General features: G+C 63.3%; 11 protein-coding genes and 1 pseudogene. 3 read left to right on the top strand and 9 right to left on the bottom strand.

Annotated elements, in window-relative coordinates; genetic code table 11:
• Nucleotides 1-32: 32 nt before the first annotated feature.
• The 4 genes and pseudogenes from DBR00_RS19370 to DBR00_RS21225 all read right to left on the bottom strand — a co-directional run bounded on the left by DBR00_RS19370 (nucleotide 33) and on the right by DBR00_RS21225 (nucleotide 4,386).
• A complete protein-coding gene (locus DBR00_RS19370) occupies nucleotides 33-1,160 on the bottom strand; it encodes a methyl-accepting chemotaxis protein (protein ID WP_371920684.1) in 1,128 nt (375 codons plus the stop codon).
• 132 nt (nucleotides 1,161-1,292) lie between these two features.
• Nucleotides 1,293-1,622 (bottom strand): annotated as a pseudogene (locus DBR00_RS21535) (PAS domain-containing protein); the annotation flags it as partial.
• Nucleotides 1,619-3,847: a bifunctional diguanylate cyclase/phosphodiesterase gene (locus DBR00_RS19365; RefSeq protein WP_108487237.1), complete on the bottom strand. Its 2,229-nt coding sequence runs from the start codon at nucleotides 3,845-3,847 to the stop codon at nucleotides 1,619-1,621. The pseudogene DBR00_RS21535 and the gene DBR00_RS19365, both read right to left, overlap by 4 nt.
• Before the next feature lie 221 nt (nucleotides 3,848-4,068).
• Complete coding sequence (locus DBR00_RS21225) at nucleotides 4,069-4,386, bottom strand: hypothetical protein (RefSeq protein ID WP_256583083.1); 318 nt, start codon at nucleotides 4,384-4,386, stop codon at nucleotides 4,069-4,071.
• A gap of 131 nt (nucleotides 4,387-4,517) precedes the next feature.
• Here DBR00_RS21225 and recC point away from each other — a divergent pair, with 131 nt between their 5' ends.
• The 3 genes from recC to recD all read left to right on the top strand — a co-directional run bounded on the left by recC (nucleotide 4,518) and on the right by recD (nucleotide 13,391).
• Complete coding sequence (gene recC, locus DBR00_RS19355) at nucleotides 4,518-7,772, top strand: exodeoxyribonuclease V subunit gamma (protein WP_108487236.1); 3,255 nt, start codon at nucleotides 4,518-4,520, stop codon at nucleotides 7,770-7,772.
• The gene (locus DBR00_RS19350) at nucleotides 7,769-11,434 is read left to right on the top strand and encodes a UvrD-helicase domain-containing protein (RefSeq protein ID WP_108487235.1); all 3,666 of its coding nucleotides are present in this window, start codon (nucleotides 7,769-7,771) and stop codon (nucleotides 11,432-11,434) included. The genes recC and DBR00_RS19350 overlap by 4 nt, the downstream gene beginning before the upstream one ends.
• Nucleotides 11,435-11,546: 112 nt before the next feature.
• On the top strand, nucleotides 11,547-13,391 hold the full coding sequence (gene recD / locus DBR00_RS19345; RefSeq protein WP_108487234.1) for an exodeoxyribonuclease V subunit alpha: 1,845 nt from the start codon (nucleotides 11,547-11,549) through the stop codon (nucleotides 13,389-13,391).
• Between the two features lie 94 nt (nucleotides 13,392-13,485).
• On the opposite strand, the gene DBR00_RS19340 is transcribed toward recD, so the two are convergent.
• From DBR00_RS19340 to DBR00_RS19320, 5 genes are read right to left on the bottom strand one after another with little or no spacing between them, the layout of a single operon-like run.
• Nucleotides 13,486-16,275, bottom strand: coding sequence for a DEAD/DEAH box helicase (locus DBR00_RS19340; protein ID WP_108487233.1), 2,790 nt, complete (start codon nucleotides 16,273-16,275; stop codon nucleotides 13,486-13,488).
• Nucleotides 16,276-16,286: 11 nt separating this feature from the next.
• The gene (locus DBR00_RS19335) at nucleotides 16,287-17,936 is read right to left on the bottom strand and encodes a site-specific DNA-methyltransferase (RefSeq protein ID WP_108487232.1); all 1,650 of its coding nucleotides are present in this window, start codon (nucleotides 17,934-17,936) and stop codon (nucleotides 16,287-16,289) included.
• Nucleotides 17,929-19,221 carry an ATP-binding protein gene (locus DBR00_RS19330; RefSeq protein WP_108487231.1) on the bottom strand — a complete coding sequence of 431 codons (1,293 nt, stop codon included), beginning with the start codon at nucleotides 19,219-19,221 and terminating at the stop codon, nucleotides 17,929-17,931. Before DBR00_RS19330 ends, DBR00_RS19335 begins: the two co-directional genes overlap by 8 nt.
• The gene (locus DBR00_RS19325; protein WP_108487230.1) at nucleotides 19,218-22,040 is read right to left on the bottom strand and encodes an SNF2-related protein; all 2,823 of its coding nucleotides are present in this window, start codon (nucleotides 22,038-22,040) and stop codon (nucleotides 19,218-19,220) included. Before DBR00_RS19325 ends, DBR00_RS19330 begins: the two co-directional genes overlap by 4 nt.
• On the bottom strand, nucleotides 22,040-22,219 hold the full coding sequence (locus DBR00_RS19320; protein WP_108487229.1) for a CopG family transcriptional regulator: 180 nt from the start codon (nucleotides 22,217-22,219) through the stop codon (nucleotides 22,040-22,042). The genes DBR00_RS19325 and DBR00_RS19320 overlap by 1 nt, the downstream gene beginning before the upstream one ends.
• Nucleotides 22,220-22,317 lie beyond the last annotated feature (98 nt).

Below are 22,317 nucleotides of genomic sequence, written 5' to 3'. Positions count from 1 at the left end.
GCCTGTCTCGCTGCTTTCCAGCGCCGCGTCGGTCAGGCGTGGCGTTGATGGCTGTGGAATTGCTCCACCAGCAGTTGCAGACGCTCGGCCAGCTTCGCCAGGTGTTGGGCGCTGTGGCGACTCTGATCACTGGCGGCCACGCTGCTCAGGTTCGCCTCGCGGATGGCGCAGAGGTTGAGCTGAATGCTGTCACCCACCGTGCTTTGCTGCTCCACTGCCGCGGCAATCTGGATGTTCATGTCGCTGATCTGCGCCACCCGCTGGTTGATTCCGCCCAGCGCTTCGGCGGCCTGCAGCGCCTGTTCGACACTCGCCTGCGCCTGTGTCTGGCTGCGCGCCATGGCGGCCACCGCGTCACGCGTGCCCAGCTGCAGGGCATTGATAATGGCGTGGATCTTTGCCGTAGATTGCTGGGTCCGTTGTGCCAGGCCGCGCACTTCATCGGCCACCACGGCAAAGCCGCGTCCGGCCTCACCGGCGCGTGCCGCCTCAATGGCGGCGTTAAGGGCCAGCAGGTTGGTTTGCTCGGCAATGCTCTGGATCACATCGAGCACCTGGTAGATGTCCTGGCTGTGCAGCTCCAGCTGCTGGATCACCTGATGGCCGTGCAGCACTTCCGCTGCGAGGGTGGCGATCTGCTGGCGGGTTTCCTCGACCAGTTGCAGGCCGTTGACGGTTTCCAGATCGGCCTGGCTGGCGGCATTGGCACTGAGCTGGGCGTGGCGCGCCACCTCCTGCACGCTGCTGGCCATCTGGCTGATGGCACTGCTGACCTGCTCGGTCTCTGTGTGTTGCTGCAGGCTGGCCTCGTTGCTGCTGTCGATGGCATTGGCCAGTTCGGCGGCATCCTGGCTGAGTTCCCGGGCCGAGTTGGCCAGGCGTCCGACCACTGCACCGGACTCGACCCGCAGGCTGTGCAGGGCGAAGGCCAATTGGCCGAATTCGTCACGGCGGCCGCTGTAGACCCACTGGCTCAGCGGGTTGTCGACCAGGGCGCGGGCTTCCTGACAGAGCTGGTGCAGTGGCCGCAGTGCCAGGTGGCAGCCTGCCGACAGCAAGGCGCTCAACCCCAATCCGCCGCTGACGGCCAGCCAGCCGGGCAGGCTGCCACTGGTTGCCAGAACGGCGGCGCAGGCGAGGATGGGCAGGCTGAGCAGCACGCTCAAGCGATTGGCCAGCGGCAGCCGCAGTGGACGCAGTTGCTGTGGGCTGCGCCCTGCCCGCAACTGGCCGTACAACCACTCGGCTCGGGCGATGCGCTCGGGTGTGGTGCGTGTGCGCACGGACTGGTATTCCACCGTTTGGCCATTGCGCACCACCGGGGTGACGTAGGCGCTGACCCAATAGTGATCGCCATTCTTGCAACGATTTTTCACCAGGCCCATCCACGAGCGGCGCGCCTTGAGGGTTTGCCACAGTTCGCTGAAGGCGGCACTGGGCATATCCGGGTGACGCACGATGTTGTGGTTCTGGCCGAGCAGTTCAGCCTCGTCGAAACCGCTGATGCGGATGAAATCAGGGTTGATGTAGCTGATCGCACCCTTGAGGTTGGTGGTGGAGAGGATGTTGGCGTCTTCTGGCACGCTGACGTCGTGCTGACTAACGGGCAGGTTGGTTTTCATGATTCGATCGGCTCTTCGGCTGAGGGCAAGCGGGTGCTCATGCGGCTGAACAGGGGTTGCAGTTCATGGGCGCTGCAGGGACGGCTGAACCAGAAGCCCTGGGCCAGTTGGCAGTTCTGCGTGCGCAGAAAATCCAGGTGGGCGGCGTGCTCCACGCCTTCGGCGATGACCTCCAGGCCGAGGCTGTGGCCCAGGCCGATGATCGCCCGGCTGATGGCTTGCAGTTCGGCATCTTCGGGCACGCCGCCGATAAAGCTCTTGTCGACCTTGAGGATGTGCAGTGGAAAGCGTTTGAGGTAACCCAGTGAGGAATAGCCGGTGCCGAAATCATCCAGGGCCAGTTGAATACCCAGGTTGGCGAGGGCGCGCAGGGTGATCAGGGTTGCGGTGCTGTCTTCCAGCAACTGGCTTTCGGTGATTTCCAGCACCAGACAGGAGGGCGGCAAACCGGTGTCCTGCAGGATGGCGGTGAGCCGGTTGACAAAGTCGTCCTGGCGCAACTGCCGGCTGGAAAGATTTACGGCGCAGTGCAGTTGCGTGTGCCCGGCCTGTTGCCAGGCGCGCACCTGGCGGCAAGCCTGGCGCAGCACCCAGTCGCCGACCGGAACAATCTCCCCGGACTCTTCCAGTGAGGGGATGAACTCCAGCGGTGCGACCAGCTTTTCGCCGCGTTGCCAGCGCAGCAGGGCCTCGACCCCGACGACCTGAGTGCCCGTGCCATCACTGCGACAGATTGGCTGGTAGTGCAGGACAAACTCATCACGCAGCAGGGCCTGGCCGAGAGCGCTTTCCAGTTCCAGCTGATGATGCGCGCTGGCCTGCAGTTCAGCGCTGAACCGGGCGAACTGAGCCTTGCCGGCTTGTTTGGCTTGATACAGGGCCAGGTCGGCGGCCTGCAGGGCATCCTCGGCGGCATCACTGGCCTGCAACGCGGTGATGCCGATGCTGGCGCTGACCACCAGCACCTGCTCCTGTACATGCAGGGGCAGGTGCAGGCTGTCGAGCATGCGCTGGGCCACCTGCTCGGCATCGCTGGTACTGGCCAGGTCGGTGAGCAGCACCACAAATTCATCACCGCCAAAGCGGCACACGTGATCACCGGGGCGCAGGCAGTGGTTCAGGCGGCGGCTGATCTCGATCAGTACCTGATCGCCGCAGGAGTGACCGAGGCTGTCGTTGATCAGCTTGAAGCGGTCGAGGTCGATAAACAGCAGTGCGGCTGCACGCGCGCCCTCTTTGCCCAGCTGTTGCAGGGCTTGCAGCAGCAGCTCGTCGAGGCGCAGGCGGTTGCCCAGGCCGGTCAGCGGGTCGTGGCGGGCGGCGTGGCGCAGTTGCTGTTCGACGGCCTTGCGTGCGCTGATGTCGCTCTGCGAACCGGCGATGCGCTGTTGCCCGCTGGCATCGCTCTGCGCCACGCCACGCACCAGCACCCAGAGGTAATCGCCATTGCAGCGACGGATGCGGTACTCGTGGTGCAACAGCGGGCTGGCGCCACTGAGGTGGCTTTCCAGGGCCTGGCGCAACGCCGGCAGGTCGTCCGGGTGCACGCGGCTGAACCAGCTGGCGCTGCTTTCGCCGAGCTGATCACGGTCGAGGTCGAGCATGCGGGCCCAGCGTGCCGAGACATATAGACGATCGTGCTGCAGGTGCCAGTCCCAGATGCCGTCATTGGCGCCACGCAAGGCCCGGGCGAACCGCGCTTCGCTGTCTTCCAGGGCCTTGCGCTGGGCGGCGCTGTAGGTGTCGATGGCCAGCGTCATGTCGAAGAACACCGCTTTCAACAGGCTGGCGTAGAGAGCCTGGTCGGGATGCTCCGCGAATAGGCGGGCGAGGACTTCATCGAGGTACAGCCGGTAACCGGCCATGTACCATTTCAGTTCGATGCCGGCCAGCTGGTGGATCAGCCCGATGCGCAGGCGGCTGGCCACGTAGTCGGCGTTGTAGGGGCCGTGCCAGAGACGCTGGTAGTAATCCAGCTGGCTGTGCTTGAGGCGTTGCAGGGTGGATGCGCTGCTGATCAGGCTGGCGGGGCCGGGAAAGCCGGCCAGGTGTCCGTAAAGGCGCTCGGTAAAGGCCTGTTGGGTGTCGCTCATGTGCGCGGCGGCGCTATTCAGGCGTGTGGCGTCGGCATCCTGCCAGTCGAGGAGTTTGCGCCGCTCATGCACGTCACGGCGGTTGAGGCCGATGCGCTGGATCAGCTCATCGAGTGCGGCTACTGAGTTCATCTTCCCTCCCTGCTGTTGTTGTTTTGCAGTCATGCACAGTGGTCAGCGCCTCGCCCGGATGCTGCGCGGCCAAGTGGCCCCCACAAATCGCAGCCATAAAAAAAGCGCCGCAGCATTACGTTCGTGATGAACGCACTGCTGCGGCGCTTCGTCTTGCAGGCCCTGTGTCCTGCCCGGCAAAGCCGGTTCCCGCCGTGGCGGAACCTACTTGAACGCTAGTTCTACTCTATTTTCCGGGTGGCTGACAATTCCTCCAGCAAGCCCTCCAGGCGCGTGCGCAGCTCACCCAGCTCGCGGGATTTGAACGCATGGCGGGTACGCATGAGGGTGGCGATCGTATCGCTCAGGGCCGCATGCAGCAGATCTTCTGCCGGCGGGCTGGGTGCCTGTAGCCAGTGGCACAGCGGTGCCTGACTGCAGTCGCTGGTGACACAGATGACCTCACCGGCGCTGGTCTGGCTGGCCAGCCATTGGCGCAGGCGCAGACCCAGTGATGCGTCTGTGCAGATGATCCGTGGTGTAGGGGCGAGGGTACACATAGAGGCGGCACTTTAACGGTGCACTCCCGGGGAAACATTGATCGGTGTCAACGCGTCTGCCTCGGCTGAACACCTGCTGTGCCGCCGCTGAACTGCTACCCTAGCGCCTTCGACAGCAGGCCGGTTGCCCAATGTTCACCCTCTACCATGCCCCCGATCTGGAAACCCTTGGCGAACTGGCGACCACGCTGCTCGCCACGCCAATGCGCGAGCCGTTTGCGCCGGCCTGGGTGGTGGTGCCGAGTCAGGGCATGGGGCGCTGGCTGACGCTGGAGCTGGCGCGCAAGCAGGGCATTGCCATGCAGCTGGACGTGCAGCTGCCGGCCAAGTTCGTCTGGGACATCTCGCGCCTGTGCCTGGGGCAACTGCCGGAGCAATCGGCGTTCAGCCCCAGCAGCCTGAGCTGGCGCTTGTATGACTGGCTGTGCGAGCCCGCTCACTTGGCTGAAGCGCCGCGTCTGGCGCATTACCTGGACGGTGGCGATGAACGCCGAAGGCTGTCGCTGGCCGTGAAGATCGCCGACGTATTCGACCAATACCTGCTGTATCGCGACGACTGGCTGGCTGCCTGGGAACGCAACGAGCTGCTTGATCTTGGCCCGGATGAAGGCTGGCAGGCGCTGCTCTGGCGCGAGCTGACCAAAGACGGCCACCCGCACCGCGCCCGCTTGCTGGAAGAGTTGCTCGCCCGCCTGTATGACGCTACGCCCATCGCCGGGCTGCCCGAGCGCGTGCTTGTGTTCGGCATCAGTTCGCTGCCACCGCACCACATGCGCGTACTGGAAGGCCTGGCGCGGCACACCCAGGTGATTGTTTTCGCCCTCAACCCGTGCCGCGAAGCCTGGGGCGAGATTCGCGACATCCGCGAACTGGCGCGGCAACCCGAAGCCAACCCCGAAGACTGGTACCTGGATGTCGGCCATCCGTTACTGGCCAGCCTAGGCAAACAGGGCCGCGATTTTTTCGACAGCCTGTTTAGCCTGGCCTCCAGCGAAGGCAGTCAGGAAATCGGCCTGTATTCCGAAGATGAAGACCTGCAAGACGCCAGCCTGTTGCAGGCATTGCAGAACGACATCCTGCGCCTGCGCACTCGAACGGCGGCTGAACGCATAGTGCTGCGCGAAGACGACCGCTCACTGGAACTGCACGTCGCTCACTCGCCGCTGCGCGAAGTGGAAATCCTGCATGACCAACTGCTCGCCCGCTTTGCCGCCGACCCCGCGCTGACGCCCGATCAGGTGGTGGTGCTGACCCCGGACATCGAGCGGTATGCGCCCTATATCGAAGCGGTGTTTGCCCCGCGTGAAGGTGTGCCGCGCGTGCCGTTCAGCCTGGCCGACCGCAGCCTGCGCGCGGAAATCCCGCTGATCGAAGCCTTCCTCAACCTGTTGGCGCTGCCGGACAGCCGCTTTGCTGCCGAAGAAATTCTGGCCTGGCTGGAACAGCCGTCCATTGCCCGCCGCGCAGGTATCGAAGCCGAAGATTTACCGCTGCTGCGCGACTGGCTGCGCGACGCGGGCGTACGCTGGGGCCGCGATGAAACGCACCGTGAGCAACTGGGCCTGCCGGCCGACGCGGCCTTTACCTGGCGGCAAGGGCTGGACCGCCTGCTGCTGGGCTTTGCTGCACCGCCGCAATTAGCAGGGCTTGCCGCGCCGTTGCTGGGCGACAGTTGGCCGCTGGATGCACTGGAAGGCGGCCGCGCACAACTGCTCGGGCGCTTGGCCGGTTTTGTCGAGCGCTTGGCCGCGCTGGCGCAGAGCCTGCAACGGCCGCGCGCCCTGGGCGAATGGGCCGAATCCCTGCAAGGGCTGATTGATCAGTTGTTCGATGAGCGCGAAGCCGGTGACACCCTGTTGCTGCTGTCCAAGGCCTGCGCAGCGCTCAAAGAACAGGGCGACGCCTCGGGGGTTGAGCGGCCGATTGAGCTGGCGCTCATCCGCCAGCAACTGACCGCTGCCTTGGAGCAGGGCAGCGCCGCTTCGGGCTTTCTCACCGGCGCGGTGACCTTCTGCACCATGGTGCCGATGCGCAGCCTTCCGTTTCGTCTGGTCTGCCTGCTCGGTCTGGATGACGGTGCCTTGCCGCGCCGCACCCCGGCAGCGGGCTTTGACCTGATCAGCCAGAAACCCCGTCGCGGCGACCGCGCACGGCGGCTGGATGACCGTTACCTGCTGCTGGAAATTTTGCTCTCGGCGCGGGGCGGCCTGTACCTGAGCTATGTCGGCCGTGATCCACGCAGCAACGCCGAGCTGCCGCCTTCGGTACTGGTCAGCGAGCTGCTGGATGTGGTTGATCTGACGGCGATCGATGGCAACGGCCCGGCTAGCACGAGGATTACCCACCACCACCCGCTGCAGCCCTTCGCCCCCGGCAACTTCGCCGGCAACCGCCATGCCGGCTTTGCCGCGCCCTGGTTCCACGCTGCACAGCGCTTGAGTCAGGCGGTGCAAGCCCCCGCGCCCTTTGCCAGCGCTCTGGATGCACCGGATGCGGACGGGTTAAGCATCGAACCCAGTCAGTTGATTCACTGCTTCAAACACCCGGCGCGCTACCTGCTGGAACAACGCCTCGGCCTGCGTTTGGCGCAAAGCGAGGAAGCCCTCGCCGGTGACGAGCCGTTCAGTGTCGAGTGGACCCGCCAGCACGGCCTGCGCCAGCTGGCGTTGCAGTCTATCGAGAACGGTTGGAGTGAACGCCAGGAGCGCGCCGTGGCGGCGGCTTCCGGCTGGCTGCCAGTGGGCGAGTTGGGCCAGGCGCACTGGGGGCAAATTCGCGGGCCGATTCGCGCCTTTGCGCCGACCCTGTTTGACGAGCGCCCGGAGGACGCGCCGCAACCGCTGTTGGTCGATATCGAACTGGCGGGTGTGCGCATCCACGGCTGGCTGGATGGCGTGACCCGTGAAGGGTTGTTTGATTACCGCCTGCGTGATCTCGGCGCTTGGGAGCTGGCGCCGTTCTGGCTGCGCCATCTGCTGCTCAACTGCGCGGCCAGCCCCGAGATCAGCCGCGACAGCCGCCTGCTCTCACCGAAAAGCGAATGGCGTCTGGGCGCGTTGGCCAATGCCCGTGAGCTGCTCTTACCCTGGCTGGAGGCCTACAAACGCGCGCTGTGCGAGCCGCTGCCGCTGTTCGCCAAATGCAGCCACGGTTTTGCTCACAAATGGCGCAACCCCGGGCGTAAAGAGCCAATTGACGCCGCCCGCAGCGAAGCGCGGGTGATGTGGCAAGGCAATGACTTTATGACCGGTGAAGGCCAAGACCCCTGGAACGCCTTGGCCTTCCGCGACCGTGAAGCGCTGGATGAGCGCTTTGAAGTGTTGGCCGAACAACTCTACGGCCCGGCGCTGGACGCCCTGCAAGACAGTGACGAGGACGAAGCATGAGCAGCGCCAGCCTGAACCTGTTGCACGACAGCTTCACCGGTCGCTCGCTGATCGAGGCCAGCGCCGGCACCGGCAAGACCTGGACCCTGACCGCGTTGTACGCGCGCCTGCTGCTGGAGAAACAGCTCAACGTCAGCCAGATTCTGGTGGTGACCTTTACCACCGCTGCCACCGCCGAGCTGCGCGAGCGCATTCGTAAGCGCCTGGCCGAGTTGCTGGCAGTGTATGAACAGGGGCCGGGTGATGACGCCTTGCTCAATGAATTGCACGCCCAGTACCCGGATGCCGCCAGCCACCGGCGTTTGCTGCTGGCGGTGCACGGTTTTGATGAGGCGGCGATCTTCACCATCCACGGCTTCTGCCAGCGGGCGTTGCAGGACGCCGCGTTCGAGGCCGGTGGCGATTTCGACAACGAGCTGACCCACGACGACCGCGAGATTATCGACGCCCTGCTCGCCGACCTCTGGCGGCATGAGCTGGCCAGCGCCGAGCCGGAATGGGCGGCATTTCTGGTGCAGCAAAAGATCACTCCGCAAAGCCTGCGTCAGCGTTTGCGCAATCACCTGGGCAAACCCTACCTGCGCATCGAACCACAACCGGGCACGCGCAGCGAGATGAGCGCCCTGCGCGCTGCCTGGCAGCAGGCGCAGCGCCTTTGGCAGGGCGAAAGCGCCGGCTGGCTGGCGCAGCTCAAGGCCTTTGACGGCTTCAAGAGCAATATGTGCAACCCGGCCAAACTGGGCGTCTGGCAGGCTGAGTTGGACGGTTATTTCAGCGACGCCGCTGCGCTGTTCAGCAAGACCGAAGCGCATCGCCGCCTGGCCCGCGAAGGGCTGAACAAGGCCAGCAAGAAGGGCTGCGAAGCCCCCGCCAATCCGCTGGCCGCTGCCTTGCAGGAGCTGTGCGATGCGCTGGATGCCGCACAACCCGAGGCTGAGCAACGCCTGATCGACCTGCAGGTGCGCTTGATTCATCAGCTCAACGAACAATTGCCCGCGCGCAAGGCGGCGCAACGCCTGCTGGCCTTCGATGACCTGCTCAACAAACTGCAGCAAGCCTTGCAGAGTGAGGGCGGCGAGCACCTGGCCAGCACCCTGCGCACGCAGTATCCGGTGGCGCTGATCGATGAGTTTCAGGACACCGACCCGGTGCAGTACCGGGTGTTTCACCGTATCTATTCAAACCCTGGCGTAGCGAGCGACTTGCTGACAAGGAAGGCTCCGAGCGAAGGGCGAGACAGTACTGGCTGTACGGCGAGCCCTGAGCGAGGAACTGACGCAGTCAGCGAGGCGCGCAGTAGCCAGGCGGGCGACCTGTGTTTTGTCGGCGACCCCAAACAGGCCATCTACGCGTTTCGCGGTGCCGACTTAGCCACGTATTTAAAAGCCCGCAGCGAAGCCGCGCGGCAATACAGCCTGGCCACCAACCACCGCTCCACGCCCGCGCTGATCGCCGCGCTGAATCAGCTGTTCGACCGGCCCATGCCCTTTGCCGAGAAGGGCTTGGCTTACCAGCAGGTCGGGGCCAGCAGCAAGGCGCGGGCGCGACTGGTATTGCCGCGTATTGAGGATGAAACCGACGCGCCGCTGGCGTTGGTCTGGCTGGATAACGACTACCTGGGCAAGGGTGAAGCGGGGGCATTGGTGGCGCGGGATACGGCGCGGCGCATTGCGGCGGTGCTCAGCGCCAGCAGCCGGGGGGAGGCCTATTTCGAACAGTCGGGTATCCATACGCCGTTAAAGGGCGGTGATATCGCCGTGCTGGTCGCCAGTCACCGTCAAGCCGGCGAAGTGGCCGCCGAACTGGCCGCCCGTGGCGTGCCCAGCGTGCGCCGAGGCAAGGAGAACGTCTGGCACAGCGAAGAGGCCGATGAGCTGTCCGCCGTGCTCGCCGCCTACGCCGAACCGGGCCGCGAGGGCGCATTGCGTTATGCCCTGGCCAGCCGTTTGCTGGGCCGCAGCGCCGCTGATCTGGCCGCCTGCAGCGAGGATGCCCAAGCCTGGGACCGTGAGCGCGAAGCCGCCGAGCGCTATCACCAACTCTGGCAGCAACAAGGCTTTATGCGCGCTTTCCGCGCCTGGCTGGATGAGCAGCAAGTGGCCCAGCGGTTGCTGGCGCTGGTCGATGGCGAGCGCCGTCTGACCAACCTGCTGCACCTGGCCGAGCTGCTGCAAAGCGAAAGCCTGCAACGTCCCGGCCTGGAGCAATTGCTCGCCTGGTTCAACGCCCAGCGCAGCACCGAGGCCCATGGCGAAGACGCCCTGCTGCGTTTGGAAAGCGATGCCGAGCGCGTGCAAATCGTCACCATCCACACCTCCAAAGGCCTGGAATACCCGCTGGTGTTCTGCCCCTACCTGTGGGACGGCGCGCTGCTGCGCCAGCATGAAGACATCAGCTGCCACGCCGACGACGGCACGCCGCTGCTGGACCTCGGCAGCGAACAGCTCGACACACACCGCGAGCGCGCCCGTCATGAGCGTTTTGCCGAAAAACTGCGCCTGACCTACGTCGCCCTGACCCGCGCGCGCGATCGCCTGTGGCTGCACTGGGGGCCGGTGGACTGCAAGCCGAAAAAGGACGGCAGCCTCGGCGACAGCGGCCTGCACAGCAGCGCCCTGGCCTGGCTGCTGCACGGCCGTGGGTTATCGGGTGAGGATGCCCTCGCCGAACTGGCCGGCCACCTGCAAACCCTCAGTCCGCAGGGTTTGCGTGCGGAAGTCGAACAGCTGATCGCCAGCAGCCAAGGCCAGATGGCCATTCAACCGTTGCGTGACAGCGAGGCCAGCGCCGCCGGTGAGCAACGCGCCCCGGCCCCGCAGCAACTCGCCACCTTGCAGCGCAGCCTGCACAGCGCCTGGCGCATCGGCAGCTTTTCGGGGTTGGCGGCGGGTATGCATATGGAAGCCCCGGACCGCGATGGCCTGGTGCTGCCGGATGCCAGCGAGCCGGGCACGGGCTTCTTCGCCTTTCCCCGTGGTGCGCGGGCCGGTACCTGTCTGCACGCCATCCTCGAAGATTGGGCGCGCAGCAAAGGCGCGCTGGCTGAGCTGATCGAACCGGGGCTGAGCGGTCACGGCATCAGCAACGACTGGCAGGCCGTGGCGCTTGACCATCTGCAACAAGTGATCGACGCCGATCTGGACGGCCAGGGTCTGACCCTCGCTGGTCTGAATCCGACCCGACGCTTGCCCGAACTGGGCTTTACCTTTCCCCTGGCGGGGCTGGATGTGCAACGCCTGCGCGCGATTCTCTGCGACCCGGCGCATGGCCTGGCGGCACCGATGCGCGAGGCGGCGGCGCGGCTGGAATTCGACAGCCTCAAGGGCTTTCTCAAGGGTTTTATCGACCTGACCTTCGAGCACAACGGCCGCTGGTACATCGCCGACTACAAGTCCAACTGGCTCGGCCCGGACGCCAGCTACTACGGCGGCGAACGCCTGCTGCACGCCCTGGCCGCCGAGCATTACTACCTGCAATACCTGATCTACCTGGTGGCGCTGCGGCGCTTCCTGCGGCAGCGTCTGGATGGCTTCCAGAATGAGCAGCTGGGCGGCGCGTATTACCTGTTTCTGCGCGGCATGCCGAGCGCTGGAGTGTATTTCTCGCGGCCCAGCGATGGGCTGTTGGATGCGCTGGATACCTTGTTTGCGGAGGGGCGCTGATGCTGTTGGGTGATCCGGCGGGGATGTCTAGGGTAGGGTGGATGACGCTGTTTTCATCCACCACGGCGAACGGTGGATGGATGAAGCGTCATCCACCCTACGGGAGTGGACTATGACGCTTGCTGATCTGCCCCTCGGCCCGCTGGAACGCGCGCTGGTCGCCAGCTTGCAGCGCCTTGATCCGCAGGCGTCGCCGGTGGTCTTGGCGTCAGCGGCGCTGCTGTGCATGGCCTTGGACAAAGGCGATGTGTGCCTGCCGTTGGCGCGCACAGCCGGGCAGCGGCCCTGGCCGGAACATGCCTTCAATCTGCCGAAACTGGCGGACTGGCAGGCGCAGTTGCAGGCATCCGCGTTGGTAGGCGGCGAGGGGGCGTTCACACCGCTGATCCTTGAGCACGGCCGCCTTTATCTCGCGCGTTATCAGGCTTATGAGCGCCAGTTGGCCAAGCAGTTGCTGCAACGCGCCGCCGATCTGCCCGAAGTGGATGAGGCCCAGCTCAGTGAAAGCCTGACCCGGTTGTTTGCCTTTAATCAGCAACAGCCCGACTGGCAGCGCCTGGCCGCCGCGCAAGCGGTGCGACGCAAGCTGGCGGTGATCTCCGGCGGCCCCGGCACCGGCAAAACCACCACCGTGGTGCGTTTGCTGGCGGCGCTGCTTGAACAGCCCGGTTGCGAACATCCGGGCGGCGCTCCGCTGGCCATCGGCCTGGCCGCGCCTACCGGCAAAGCCGCTGCACGCATGGCCGAAGCCATTCGCAATGCCAAAGCCGAGTTGCCGGTCAGCGAGGCGATCAAAGCCGCGCTGCCCGATGAGGCGCGCACCCTGCATCGCCTGCTCGGCAGCCGGGGCGACAGCCCGCAGGTGCGGCATCACGCGGCCAATCCGCTGGCGCTGGACGTGCTGGTGGTGGACGAAGCGTCGATGGTCGATCTGGCGCTGATGGCCAAACTGCTCGATGCGCTGCCGCCCACTGCACGATTGATCCTGCTTGGCGATAAAGACCAACTGTGCGCCGTGGAAGCCGGCGCGGTGTTTGCCGAGCTCTGCGAGGGCCGTGGTTTTGATGCTCAGGCGGCGGGCGAACTGCAACGCATCACCGGCCAGCAGGTGCCGATCAGCCAGCCGACCTCACAACTGGGCGATGCGGTGGTGCTGCTCACCCACAGCCACCGCTTTGCCGGTGACAGCGGCATCGGCGAACTGGCGCGGCGCATTAATGGCGGCGATGTCAGCGGCACGCTGAACCTGCTCAAGGAAAGCCGCAGCGACCTGACCTGGATGGCCACGCCAACGCCCAATGAGTTGCTGGAACGTCTGGATCAGGGCTACGCGCCCTATATCAGCGCCGCCAGAAGCGCCGACCCTGCCGCCGCCTTTACCGCGTTCAATGCCTTTCGCGCGCTCTGCGCTCAACGTGAGGGGGCCTGGGGCGTGGCCGGGATCAACGAAGCGCTGGAGGCACGGATCAAACGCCGCAGCCAGGTTTCCGCGCGCGAGCGCTGGTATGTCGGCCGGCCGATCATGGTGCGGCAGAACGACTACGCCCTCGGCCTGTTCAACGGTGATATCGGCCTCTGCCTGCACACTGAATACGGCCTGCGCGTCTTTTTTGAAGGCGAGGACGGTTACCGCCCCTTCGCCCCGGCACGCCTGCCGAGCCACGACAGCGCCTTCGCCATGACCGTGCACAAAAGCCAGGGCTCGGAATTTGCCAACGTGCTGCTGGTGCTGCCCGAACTGCCCAGCCCCTTGCTCAGCCGCAGCCTGTTCTACACCGGCATCACCCGCGCCAAACACAAGGTGGAAATCTGGGCCTTAGCCGCCCGCTTGGGCGAAGCCGTGGCCACCCGTGCCGAGCGCGCGGCGGGCTTGGCCGAGCGGCTGGCCACCGCGCCTGACAGACCTACGCCAGCACCGGTGACGGTAGAGGACAGCAACCAGTGGGCGTTGTTTTGAGGCTGTAAAAGCTGTTGGGCTTCGCTGCGCTCAACACCAACCTACCGTCTGCAGGTAACGGTCGTTAACAGGCATGGCCGCGGCTGAGCCACAACTATGACTGGCTTGCAAAACGCGCCTTGAGTCCGGCAACACTCATCGCCAAGGTAATCTGCTCATCCGGCACCAACAAATATGACCACTGCTTGGCGGCGTGCTCGCGGGCATGTTCATTGGCATAGCCGCACCAGCGCTCGGCAGCACGGGCCTTCATTTGGGTTTCGTTGAGTGCAATCTGATCCGCTCGTTTGGGTTCGATGATCAGGTAGTCGGTCTGGGTTTCCACCACAAAGTCCGGTTCGTAGTTCTGCCCATTGAGGTATTCGATGCGGAACTGCCCAGACGCCGGTTTCATCCATTTGAGCACCTGCGGATCGTCTTCGAGAATCTGCGCCAGACGCCACTCGCCGTCGACCGAATCGAATTTCTGATAGGGGTAGCAGCAGCGCGCGAAACCCTCAAAGACCATTTGCCGCACCGCACGTTTATCCGTAACGGGGGTACGGAAATGACGCGGAGCCTCCCCGGCTGGCAGGGTGTAGGCCGCCGGTTTGAGCACATCGAAACCTTGCGTCACCCTGCCTCGGTAATCCGTTGGGGTGGTGGTCAGGTTGGCGGGCATTTGCATTTGCGCCCAAATAAAATCGCTCAACTGCTTTTGCCAATACAGCAGCACGTTATCCACCGCCTCTTGGGTCGGCAGGTAGCTGCGCAGGTGCTGCAGCATCTGCCCGGCCAGCTTATAGAGCAGTGCGGCGTAGCGGTCGTAGTCCACCTCGTCACGGGCAAACAGGTGGCGCACCAGATAATCCTCTTGGCGCGCCTCCTGGCCGTCTTGCTGACGCCACTGAATGCTCGCGCTCTGGTTATTTTCCAGGTGACGCAAAAGCAACTCCTGACTGACCGGCTCGAAGCGAATCTTCTCCAGCCCCTGTAGGTCGAAATCCTCGAACTGATAGTTCACCTCGCGGGTGGGCAGTACCGCGATGCGCGGCACGTCGATGGTCAGCGCCACGATTTTGGCCGTGACCTTACGCACCAGCTCAGCCACGCTCAACGGCTCAGGCACCGCCGTGCTATCCATACCCTCGAACTGCGTCTGGGCGGGCAATTGCGCATCCAGGGCCTTTTGCACACGGGCGATCAGGCGCTGCTGGGTTGCTGGCTCCTGCAGTTGGCTGCTGCTGGCCAGCTTGCGCGCCTCCTCCTGCACGGCCTCAAGGGTGATGGCCGCGACATTGGCTTCTGCGGCGCTCTGCACCGCCACCTGATAGCGGCCTTGGCTTTCGGCAGCAGGTGCGGCGCCGTCTGCACCGGTATGGCCAAGCACAATGGCCACTGAAGCCGACTCCAGCAGTTGCGGCTTCTCATTCGGCACATCGCTGTCACTGCCGTTACCGATATAGACCTTCTCGTGGATCAGCGAGTCGTCCTGGTTGGCACGGTCGACGATTTCCTGAAAACGCTCATGGGCGACGATGCACAAACGATCCACCGCCACCACGCCGGTGCGTTTGCCATAGGGCAGGCGCAGGCCGCGGCCAATGGTCTGCTCGGTAAGAATCTCCGAGGCCGAGGCGCGCAGCGGCACGATGGTGTAGAGGTTGGTGACGTCCCAGCCTTCCTTGAGCTTATTGACGTGAATAACGATCTCGGTGGTCTCGTCGTGCTCCACCGCCAGCAGGCGCTGCATCGACTCGTCAGATTCTTCGCCAGTGAGGTTGGAATGCACCTCAATGACCCGCTCCTTGTAGCGCCCGCCAAAGAAGTTGTCCGACTGGATATAGGCGCGAATCTCCGCCGCATGGGCGGTGTGCTGCGCCACCACCAGCATAAAGGGCTTCACCGCCCTGACGTTGTGGTTACGCGCGTAGTTCTCCAGCTCCACCTTGACGTACTCATGGTGGTGGATGCCGTCTTCCAGCTTGATCGCCTCCAGGTCGGCCTGGCTGTACTGGGCGTGCTGAAAGTCGCGACGGGTGCCCACCGCCGGAATCTTCACATAACCGTCCTTGAGCGCCAGGGACAGCGGGTAGTGGTACACCACGTTGCCGAATGGCCGGGGCTTGGCCCCGGTGGTTTTTGGCGTGGCGGTCAGCTCCAGGCCGAGCACCGGCTTTAAGTCGTCAATGGCCTTGGCCCCGGCATCGGCGTAGTAGCGGTGCGCCTCATCCATCAGCACCACCAGGTCGGGCAGGTTGGCCAGGTACTGGAAGTACGACTCGCCCAGATACTCCTGCAGGCGCTTGACCTTGGCGGTGGTGGACTTGGCCGCGCCCTTCTTGTTGTCGCGAGCGCTGATCTTGGCGATGTTGAAGATGTTGATATGCAGGTTGGCGTCGCCGTTGAACAGGTCGCCGGTGATGGTCGCCGGCACCGCATAGTCCAGGCGCACGCCACGGCCATCCTCGTAGTCATCGCCGGTAACAATCACCGGCGGCGAGCCGGCCATTTCCGGGATGCCGGCAAACACATACTTGGGGTCGCCGAGGGTGAAGTCCTTTTTCAGCTTCTCATAGATGGTCAGGTTGGGTGCCAGGATCAGAAAGTGCCGGCTGCGCCCGGTGATAAACAGCCAGGCGATCATCGCGCCCATCAGCCGGGTTTTGCCCACGCCGGTGGCCAGGGCAAAGCACAGCGACGGGAAGGCCCGCTCGAAGGCCTGCAGGCTCGGGTACTGGCTGCGGATCAGTTGCAGCCAGTGCTGCATATCCGGTTCTTTGTCGAGCGGCAACTGGTCGAGCAGCTCGACCAGAATGTCCAGCGACTCACGCTGCGGTTTGCGCAGCGACAGCCGTGCGGTGATCTGGTTGGCGACTCTGCGGCCATTGATTGGCTCAGCCATGGGAACTGTCCTTATTCGTCATCGAGGGCTTGGTCGTCCGGCTCGGCCATCAGGTTGATGCTGAAGCTGTAGTCGTCGTGGTCCCACTCGCACTTGCCGAGGATGGCGCGGGGGATCTTCTTCAGGGTCAGGTTGGGGAAGGCATCCACGTCGGCCATAAAAGCCTTGCAGCAGATCAGCAGGGTCCGTGCGCTGCCCACCTCGTCGCTGATGCGGCGCAACTGGTCGTGGCTCAGGCTGCCGGTGGTGACGTAGATAAAGTCGCTCTCGCTGCTTTGCCCGTGCATCCAGAAATGCGCCTGGCTCGGCGCGTAGGCGAAGCCCATGTGCTTGCACATGGCCTCGGCCAGCATTTCGGCGTTGTAGGCCGGGTTGATCACCCAGTTGCCCCATTGGTCCTTTTTCAGCAGCGACGGTGCCAGGCGCAGGTAACGGAAACCGCCGCCGCCCTGCCAGCCGACCGCCTTGCTGATACCGCCCTGATCCTCGCCGTCGATCACCTTGCACAGGCGCGGCACGATATGGGTATGGCAGTGCTCGCCCAGCTCGACCATGATCCAGCGCCTCCCCATCTTGTGGGCCACCGCGCCGGTGGTGCCGGAGCCAGCGAAGGAGTCGAGGACGAGATCGCCGGGGTTGGTGGCTATCTCAAGTACACGTTGCATTAAGCTTTCTGGCTTTGGAGTAATGAAGTCAGTTGCCAGTGAGGAGCTACCCAGTACAGCCCTCACCTCTTTTCTTGCAGCATCGGTGTGTCCCGCGTACTCGTGTGACCACAGAGTTTGTGGAACCACACCCTGATTGCGTAGCAAATGCTTGTATCGTTTAAATGATGGGGTTTTACCGAGGCCATCTTTGCCCCAGTAAATGAAGCCTTCAGCAACATGGCGCAAGTGCTCTTCTCTTGAATATGACCATACACGTGTTTTGCTTGGCCAAATTTCAAGTCCAGTATTTGGCTGAATTATTGGGTAGTAAAGATTCGGGCGCTCATCCGAGGACTTGCTGCATGTGTAATTGTCCGGCCTGAATACACCTTTTTCGTCTTCATATTTATACTGGCGATCTTTTTCTTCGGTACGCGGAATAAGATTCCTCTGCCAGCTTCCAGACTTTTGGTAAACCAGCAAATGGTCGTGCATCGGGGCTATCGTCTTATGATCATTGGCAACAGAGTATTTTTTTTGCCAAACAATATTCGCAACAAAATTTCTTCTGCCAAAAATCTCATCGCACAATACTTTCAAATAATGCGCTTCGTTATCGTCAATGGTGATCCACAGCGAACCATCTTCCGCCAGCAAGTTGCGGATAATCTCCAGCCGATCCCGAATCAGCGTCAGCCATAACGAATGCTCAACCCCATCGTCGTAATGGGTAAAAGCACTGCCGGTGTTATAGGGCGGGTCGATAAAGACGCACTTCACCTTGCCCGCATACTTGGCCTCCAGCGCTTTAAGCGCCAGCAGGTTGTCGCCCTGGATCAGCAGGTTGTCGTGCAAGGCCGGGCTGGCGGCTTCGGCCAGCAGGTCGCCCTGGGCCGGGGTCGGCGCGTCGGCCCGGTACGACAGGCTTTTGTCCTCGATCAGGATGCGCGGTTCGAGGCGTGGGCGTTGGTCTTTGCCGATCCAGGTCAGTTCGAGTTTGGGCTTGTCAGTCATCGGCGTGGTCTTCGTCTTCGGCAAAGTGCGCCAGCAGGCCGTTGCGTTCGCGGCTGGCGGCGTAGATGGTTAGTTTCAGTTCGGTGTGCTCGGTTTGTTCATAGCGCGGGCGGCGCAGGGACAGGCGTTCGCTGGCACCGTTGATGGTGGGCACGCCCTCGCCACGGCGTTCGATCATGTTCTGCCGGCGGGTGCTCGGGTCGGCTGGGTAGTAGCGGCTGAGCAGGTTCACCAGGGTTTCGTTACGGCTGATGCTGTTGGCGTCCATGCTCTCGACGGTCAGGCTGTTGGGCAGGCCGCCCGGCGTACTGATTTCCAGGCGGTCGGCGAACAGGTGCAGGCGAATGCGCGCGCCATGCATGGCGTAGTCACGGTGGGCCACGGCGTTGACCACGGCTTCATAGACGGCACCGAGGTCGTATTGCGGGATGTCGATGCGCCCTGGGCGCTTGACCGCCTCCACGCGCATATTGCGTTTGACGAAGTTGAAGGCCTGCTGGATTTGCTCATCCACCGGGCCGTCGCAGTCCTGGGCATCCAACTGGTACTCGGCGTTGCGCTCGGTGCCGCTGTAGGCGACGCATTGCACCAGTGCCGAGGAGAGAAAGTCCGCCGGGCGGCGGGTCAGCAGTAGCACGCCGGTAACGGTCAGTTGCGGTTGATGGTTTTCGTCTTCGAGCAGCAGGTAGAGCTTTTTCAGTTGCAGGGCTTCGGGCAGGTCGCCGCGCAGGAAGCGTGCTTTCAGCTCCGCGGCGATGTCCTCGCGGCGGGTGCCGGGCACCCGTTGTTCGTCGAAGCGGATTAGCCGCGCCATGCTGCGTTGCTGGAACATGCGGGCGAGCAGCTCTGGGGACATTAGGCGCTTACTGGAGCCAACGCGGTGGCTGTAGCCAGCGGGGCTGCGGTGGACAAACAGGCTTTTGTTGACGCGCACCCAGACCACGGGCTTGGCCTCGCCCTGCTGATCGGGGATTTCCACCAGGCGCGTTTCAATGGGCAGCGGCGGGTCAATCAATTGGCTGGCCAGGTTGGTCAGCCACAGCTCGACGGTGTCGAGATCATCACGGGTGATGCCTTCAATGTTGCGCGTTTTGTCGTTGACGCCCAGCACCAGGATGCCGCCGCTGGTGTTGGCGAAGGCCGCCAGTTCATCGGCGATGCTGTCGCTGTGTGGCTTATCGACCTTTTTCCCTTTGAGGGTGATGGCCTTGAACTCGTAGGCCGAGTCTTCGCCCAGGCGAATCTGGTAGATCAGTTCGCGTACCAGTTCCGTGGTGTTGATCATGGGGTGCCCTCCAGGCGCCAGCGCAGGCTGAATAGCGGTTGTTGCTCGGGGCTGAGCAGCAGGTTTTGCTCGATGTCTTCCAGCAGGCGGTCTTCTTCGGCTTCGATTTTTTTCTTCTCTTCGTGGTAGGCGAGCATCAAATCGTCACGCTCGCGCTCCAGCTTTTTCAGGGCTTTTTTGGCGCTCATTTTTTCTTGCAGGGTTTCCAGTTGGCGCACGGCTTTGCGCGCTTCCTTGATCTCCTGGTCGAGCTGTTTGATGCGAATGTCGAGGCCGATGCGTTTGTCTTCTGCCCAGCGTTCGAGCTTTTCGGTTTCTTCCTCGAAGAAGCGTTCGTTGCGCGCTTCGGCGGCCTTGAGGCAGGCGTCGCGCAGGGCGTCGAGCTGCGCGTGCAGGCGCGGGCTGTGTTGCAGCGTGGGGCTGGCGGCCTGCTCGCTGGCTTGCAGGCGCAACAGGCGCTCGCAGGTGGGGGCGTCGAGCATGTGCCCGCTGTCGGTCACGCCGGCCAGTAACAGGTGCTCGTAGTTCTGCTTGGGGGTGCTGAGGGTCAGTTTGTGCAACGTCAGCTCACCGCTGTGCCCCAGCAGGTCGCGCAGGTTGGAGTACTGGCCGTTTTCGGCGGGCGCATAGTGAAAGGTGACCTGAGCTTGGTCGCTGACGATGGCCGCGCGCGCCTCGTCGATCAGGTGCTGGCCCAGGCCGTCGTTGGGTTGCAGAAACTCGCTGTCGCTGTTTTCGGCGGTTTGCCAGTGCGGGGTGTAGCGAATGCCGTGCAGCTCAAGGTAATCGTCGGCGAAGTGCGCGTGTGGCAGGCTCATGCGTGCCAGCAGCAGCAGGGTTTTCTGGTAGTCGTCCAGGGCCTGTTCGGTTTTCTCGCGGCGCACGTTGAGGCGCTCGATAACGTCGACGTCGAAGTGCTCGAACAGCGAACGGCGGGCATCCTGGTTGCGGCCTTCGATCTGGCTTTGCAGTTGCGCCTGGAGCTGATCGAACTCACGCTCGATCTCCTCATCGCTGCGGCATTGCTGGTAGATGGCGTGAATGCGTTGCTCGATGTCCACGCCCGATTCGATGGTGCCGAGAATCTCGTCAGAGGCGCCGAACACGCCCTCGAACAGGTTGAACTTTTTACTCAACAACTCGAAGACGCGTTGGTCGGCCTTGTTGGCGTTGTTGATGAAGTTGACCACCACTACGTCGTGTTTTTGCCCGTAGCGGTGTACGCGGCCAATACGCTGCTCGACGCGCTGCGGGTTCCAGGGCAGGTCGTAGTTGATCAGCAGCGAGCAGAACTGCAGGTTGATACCTTCGGCACCCGCTTCGGTGCAGATCATGATGCTGGCTTGCTCGCGGAAGCGCTCGACCAGTGCGGCCTTCATGTCGGCGTTGCGTGAGCCGGAGATGCGCGGCGAGCCGGCGTGGCGTTGCTGCCAGGCCTGCAGGGTGGCGATGGAGTCGGCATCGTTGTTCGTGCCATTGAGCAGCACGACCTTGCCGGCGTAACCGGCGTTGGCGAGTTGTTCGAACAGCCAAGCCTGGGTGCGTGCCGACTCGGTGAAGATCACTGCTTTGCGTTGCCCGCCCAAACGCTCGGTAAAGTCGAAAGCCTTGCCCAGCACGGCCAGCAGGGCGCTGCCTTTGGCATTGCTGGTGATGTTTGCAGCCAGGTGCTGGAAACCCTTGAGTTGGTCGATTTCCGACTGCAGGGCGGCTTGGTCGATCAGGTCATCGTCGTCGATGCCGGTGGCGTCGGCCAGGTCGGCCAACTCTTCGTAGTCGCTCAAGGCATCGGCCAGCGACCGCTTGCTCTCCAGCCGCTCAATCATGCGTTGCAAGGTGCCGCGTATGGCATAGGACGACGAAGCGAGAATCTTGCGAATGACCAGCGTGACCAAATGCCGGGCTTGCGGCTGGATAGCCAGCACGTAGTCATCCTGCAGGTAGTGGGACACTTGCTTGTACAGTTCGACTTCGTCGGGCTGCGGGTCATAGTCGACGGTCATGGAGTAGCGGCGGGTGAAGTTGATGCCGCCTTCTTCCTGCACTTGCCGACGCAGGGTGCGTTTGCAAATGCTTTGCAGGCGTTTGCGCAGCAGCTCCAGCTCGCTGTCGTCGAGTTTGGGCTTGCTGTAGCGGGCCTTGAATGAGTTCAGGTCGCCGAAAAAATGCGGGTCGATCACCGACACCAGGCCGTACAGCTCCAGCAGGCTGTTCTGCAGCGGCGTGGCGGAGAGTAAAACCTTGGGGACGCCCAGCAGTGCATCGTTTAGCGCTTTGGCGGTTTTCGCGCCGTCTTTCTTGTAGATGTTGCGCAGCCGGTGCGCTTCGTCGAGCACCACCAGATCCCAGGGTATCTGCGCTAACTCGCGCTGCTTGCGGGCGGCGAACTCATAGGAGCAGATGACGATGGCCGGCTCGCCCGCGCTTGCTCGGTCGAAGGGGTTGCGGACGCCGGCTTGCTTGGCCGCGCTGAAGTCCTTGGCTTCGAGAATTTTCGACGGCAGCGCGAATTTCTCCTGCAGTTCCTGGCTCCATTGCTTGCGCAGCGTGGCCGGCACGATGAGCAGGAGCTTGCGCCGCCGCTCGGCCCACTTCTGCGCCAGCACCAGGCTGGCTTCAATGGTTTTACCCAGCCCGACTTCGTCTGCCAGCAAAACACCTTTCGACAAAGGCGAATGCAGGGCGAACAGCGCGGCATCGACCTGATGCGGGTTCATGTCGACCTTGGCACCGGCGATGGTCTGCGTCAGCTTCTGTTCTTCCGCTTGGACAAGCGTCAGCCATTGGGCCAGGTAGGCACGCTGGTAGGCGGTGTACATCAGCCCTCCTTGCGCGGGGCGAGGGGGTTGAAGCCAGCAGGCTGCTCGACCCGCGCGAGAAACTCGTTGATGGCCTGACGGATCACCCAAGCCAACGACAAGCCATGTTTATCCGCCAGCGCCTGCAGTTGCTCAAGTTGTTCCGGGGGAAGCGAGATGGTTGTGCGTGCGGACTTCATGTCTGCTCACCGAAAAGAATACAAGTGCATCACTTTACATCGTTAGCTGGGTGATTGCTGCCATGAACTACAAACGCTAGTGGTTGCTCAGTCGCCAC

This window comes from Pseudomonas sp. HMWF032 (genome assembly GCF_003060885.1).
In the GTDB taxonomy this organism is placed as follows: Bacteria; Pseudomonadota; Gammaproteobacteria; order Pseudomonadales; family Pseudomonadaceae; genus Aquipseudomonas.
The sequence above is the reverse complement of the archived record's forward strand: the minus strand, read 5'-3'. Positions and strand labels throughout refer to the sequence as shown.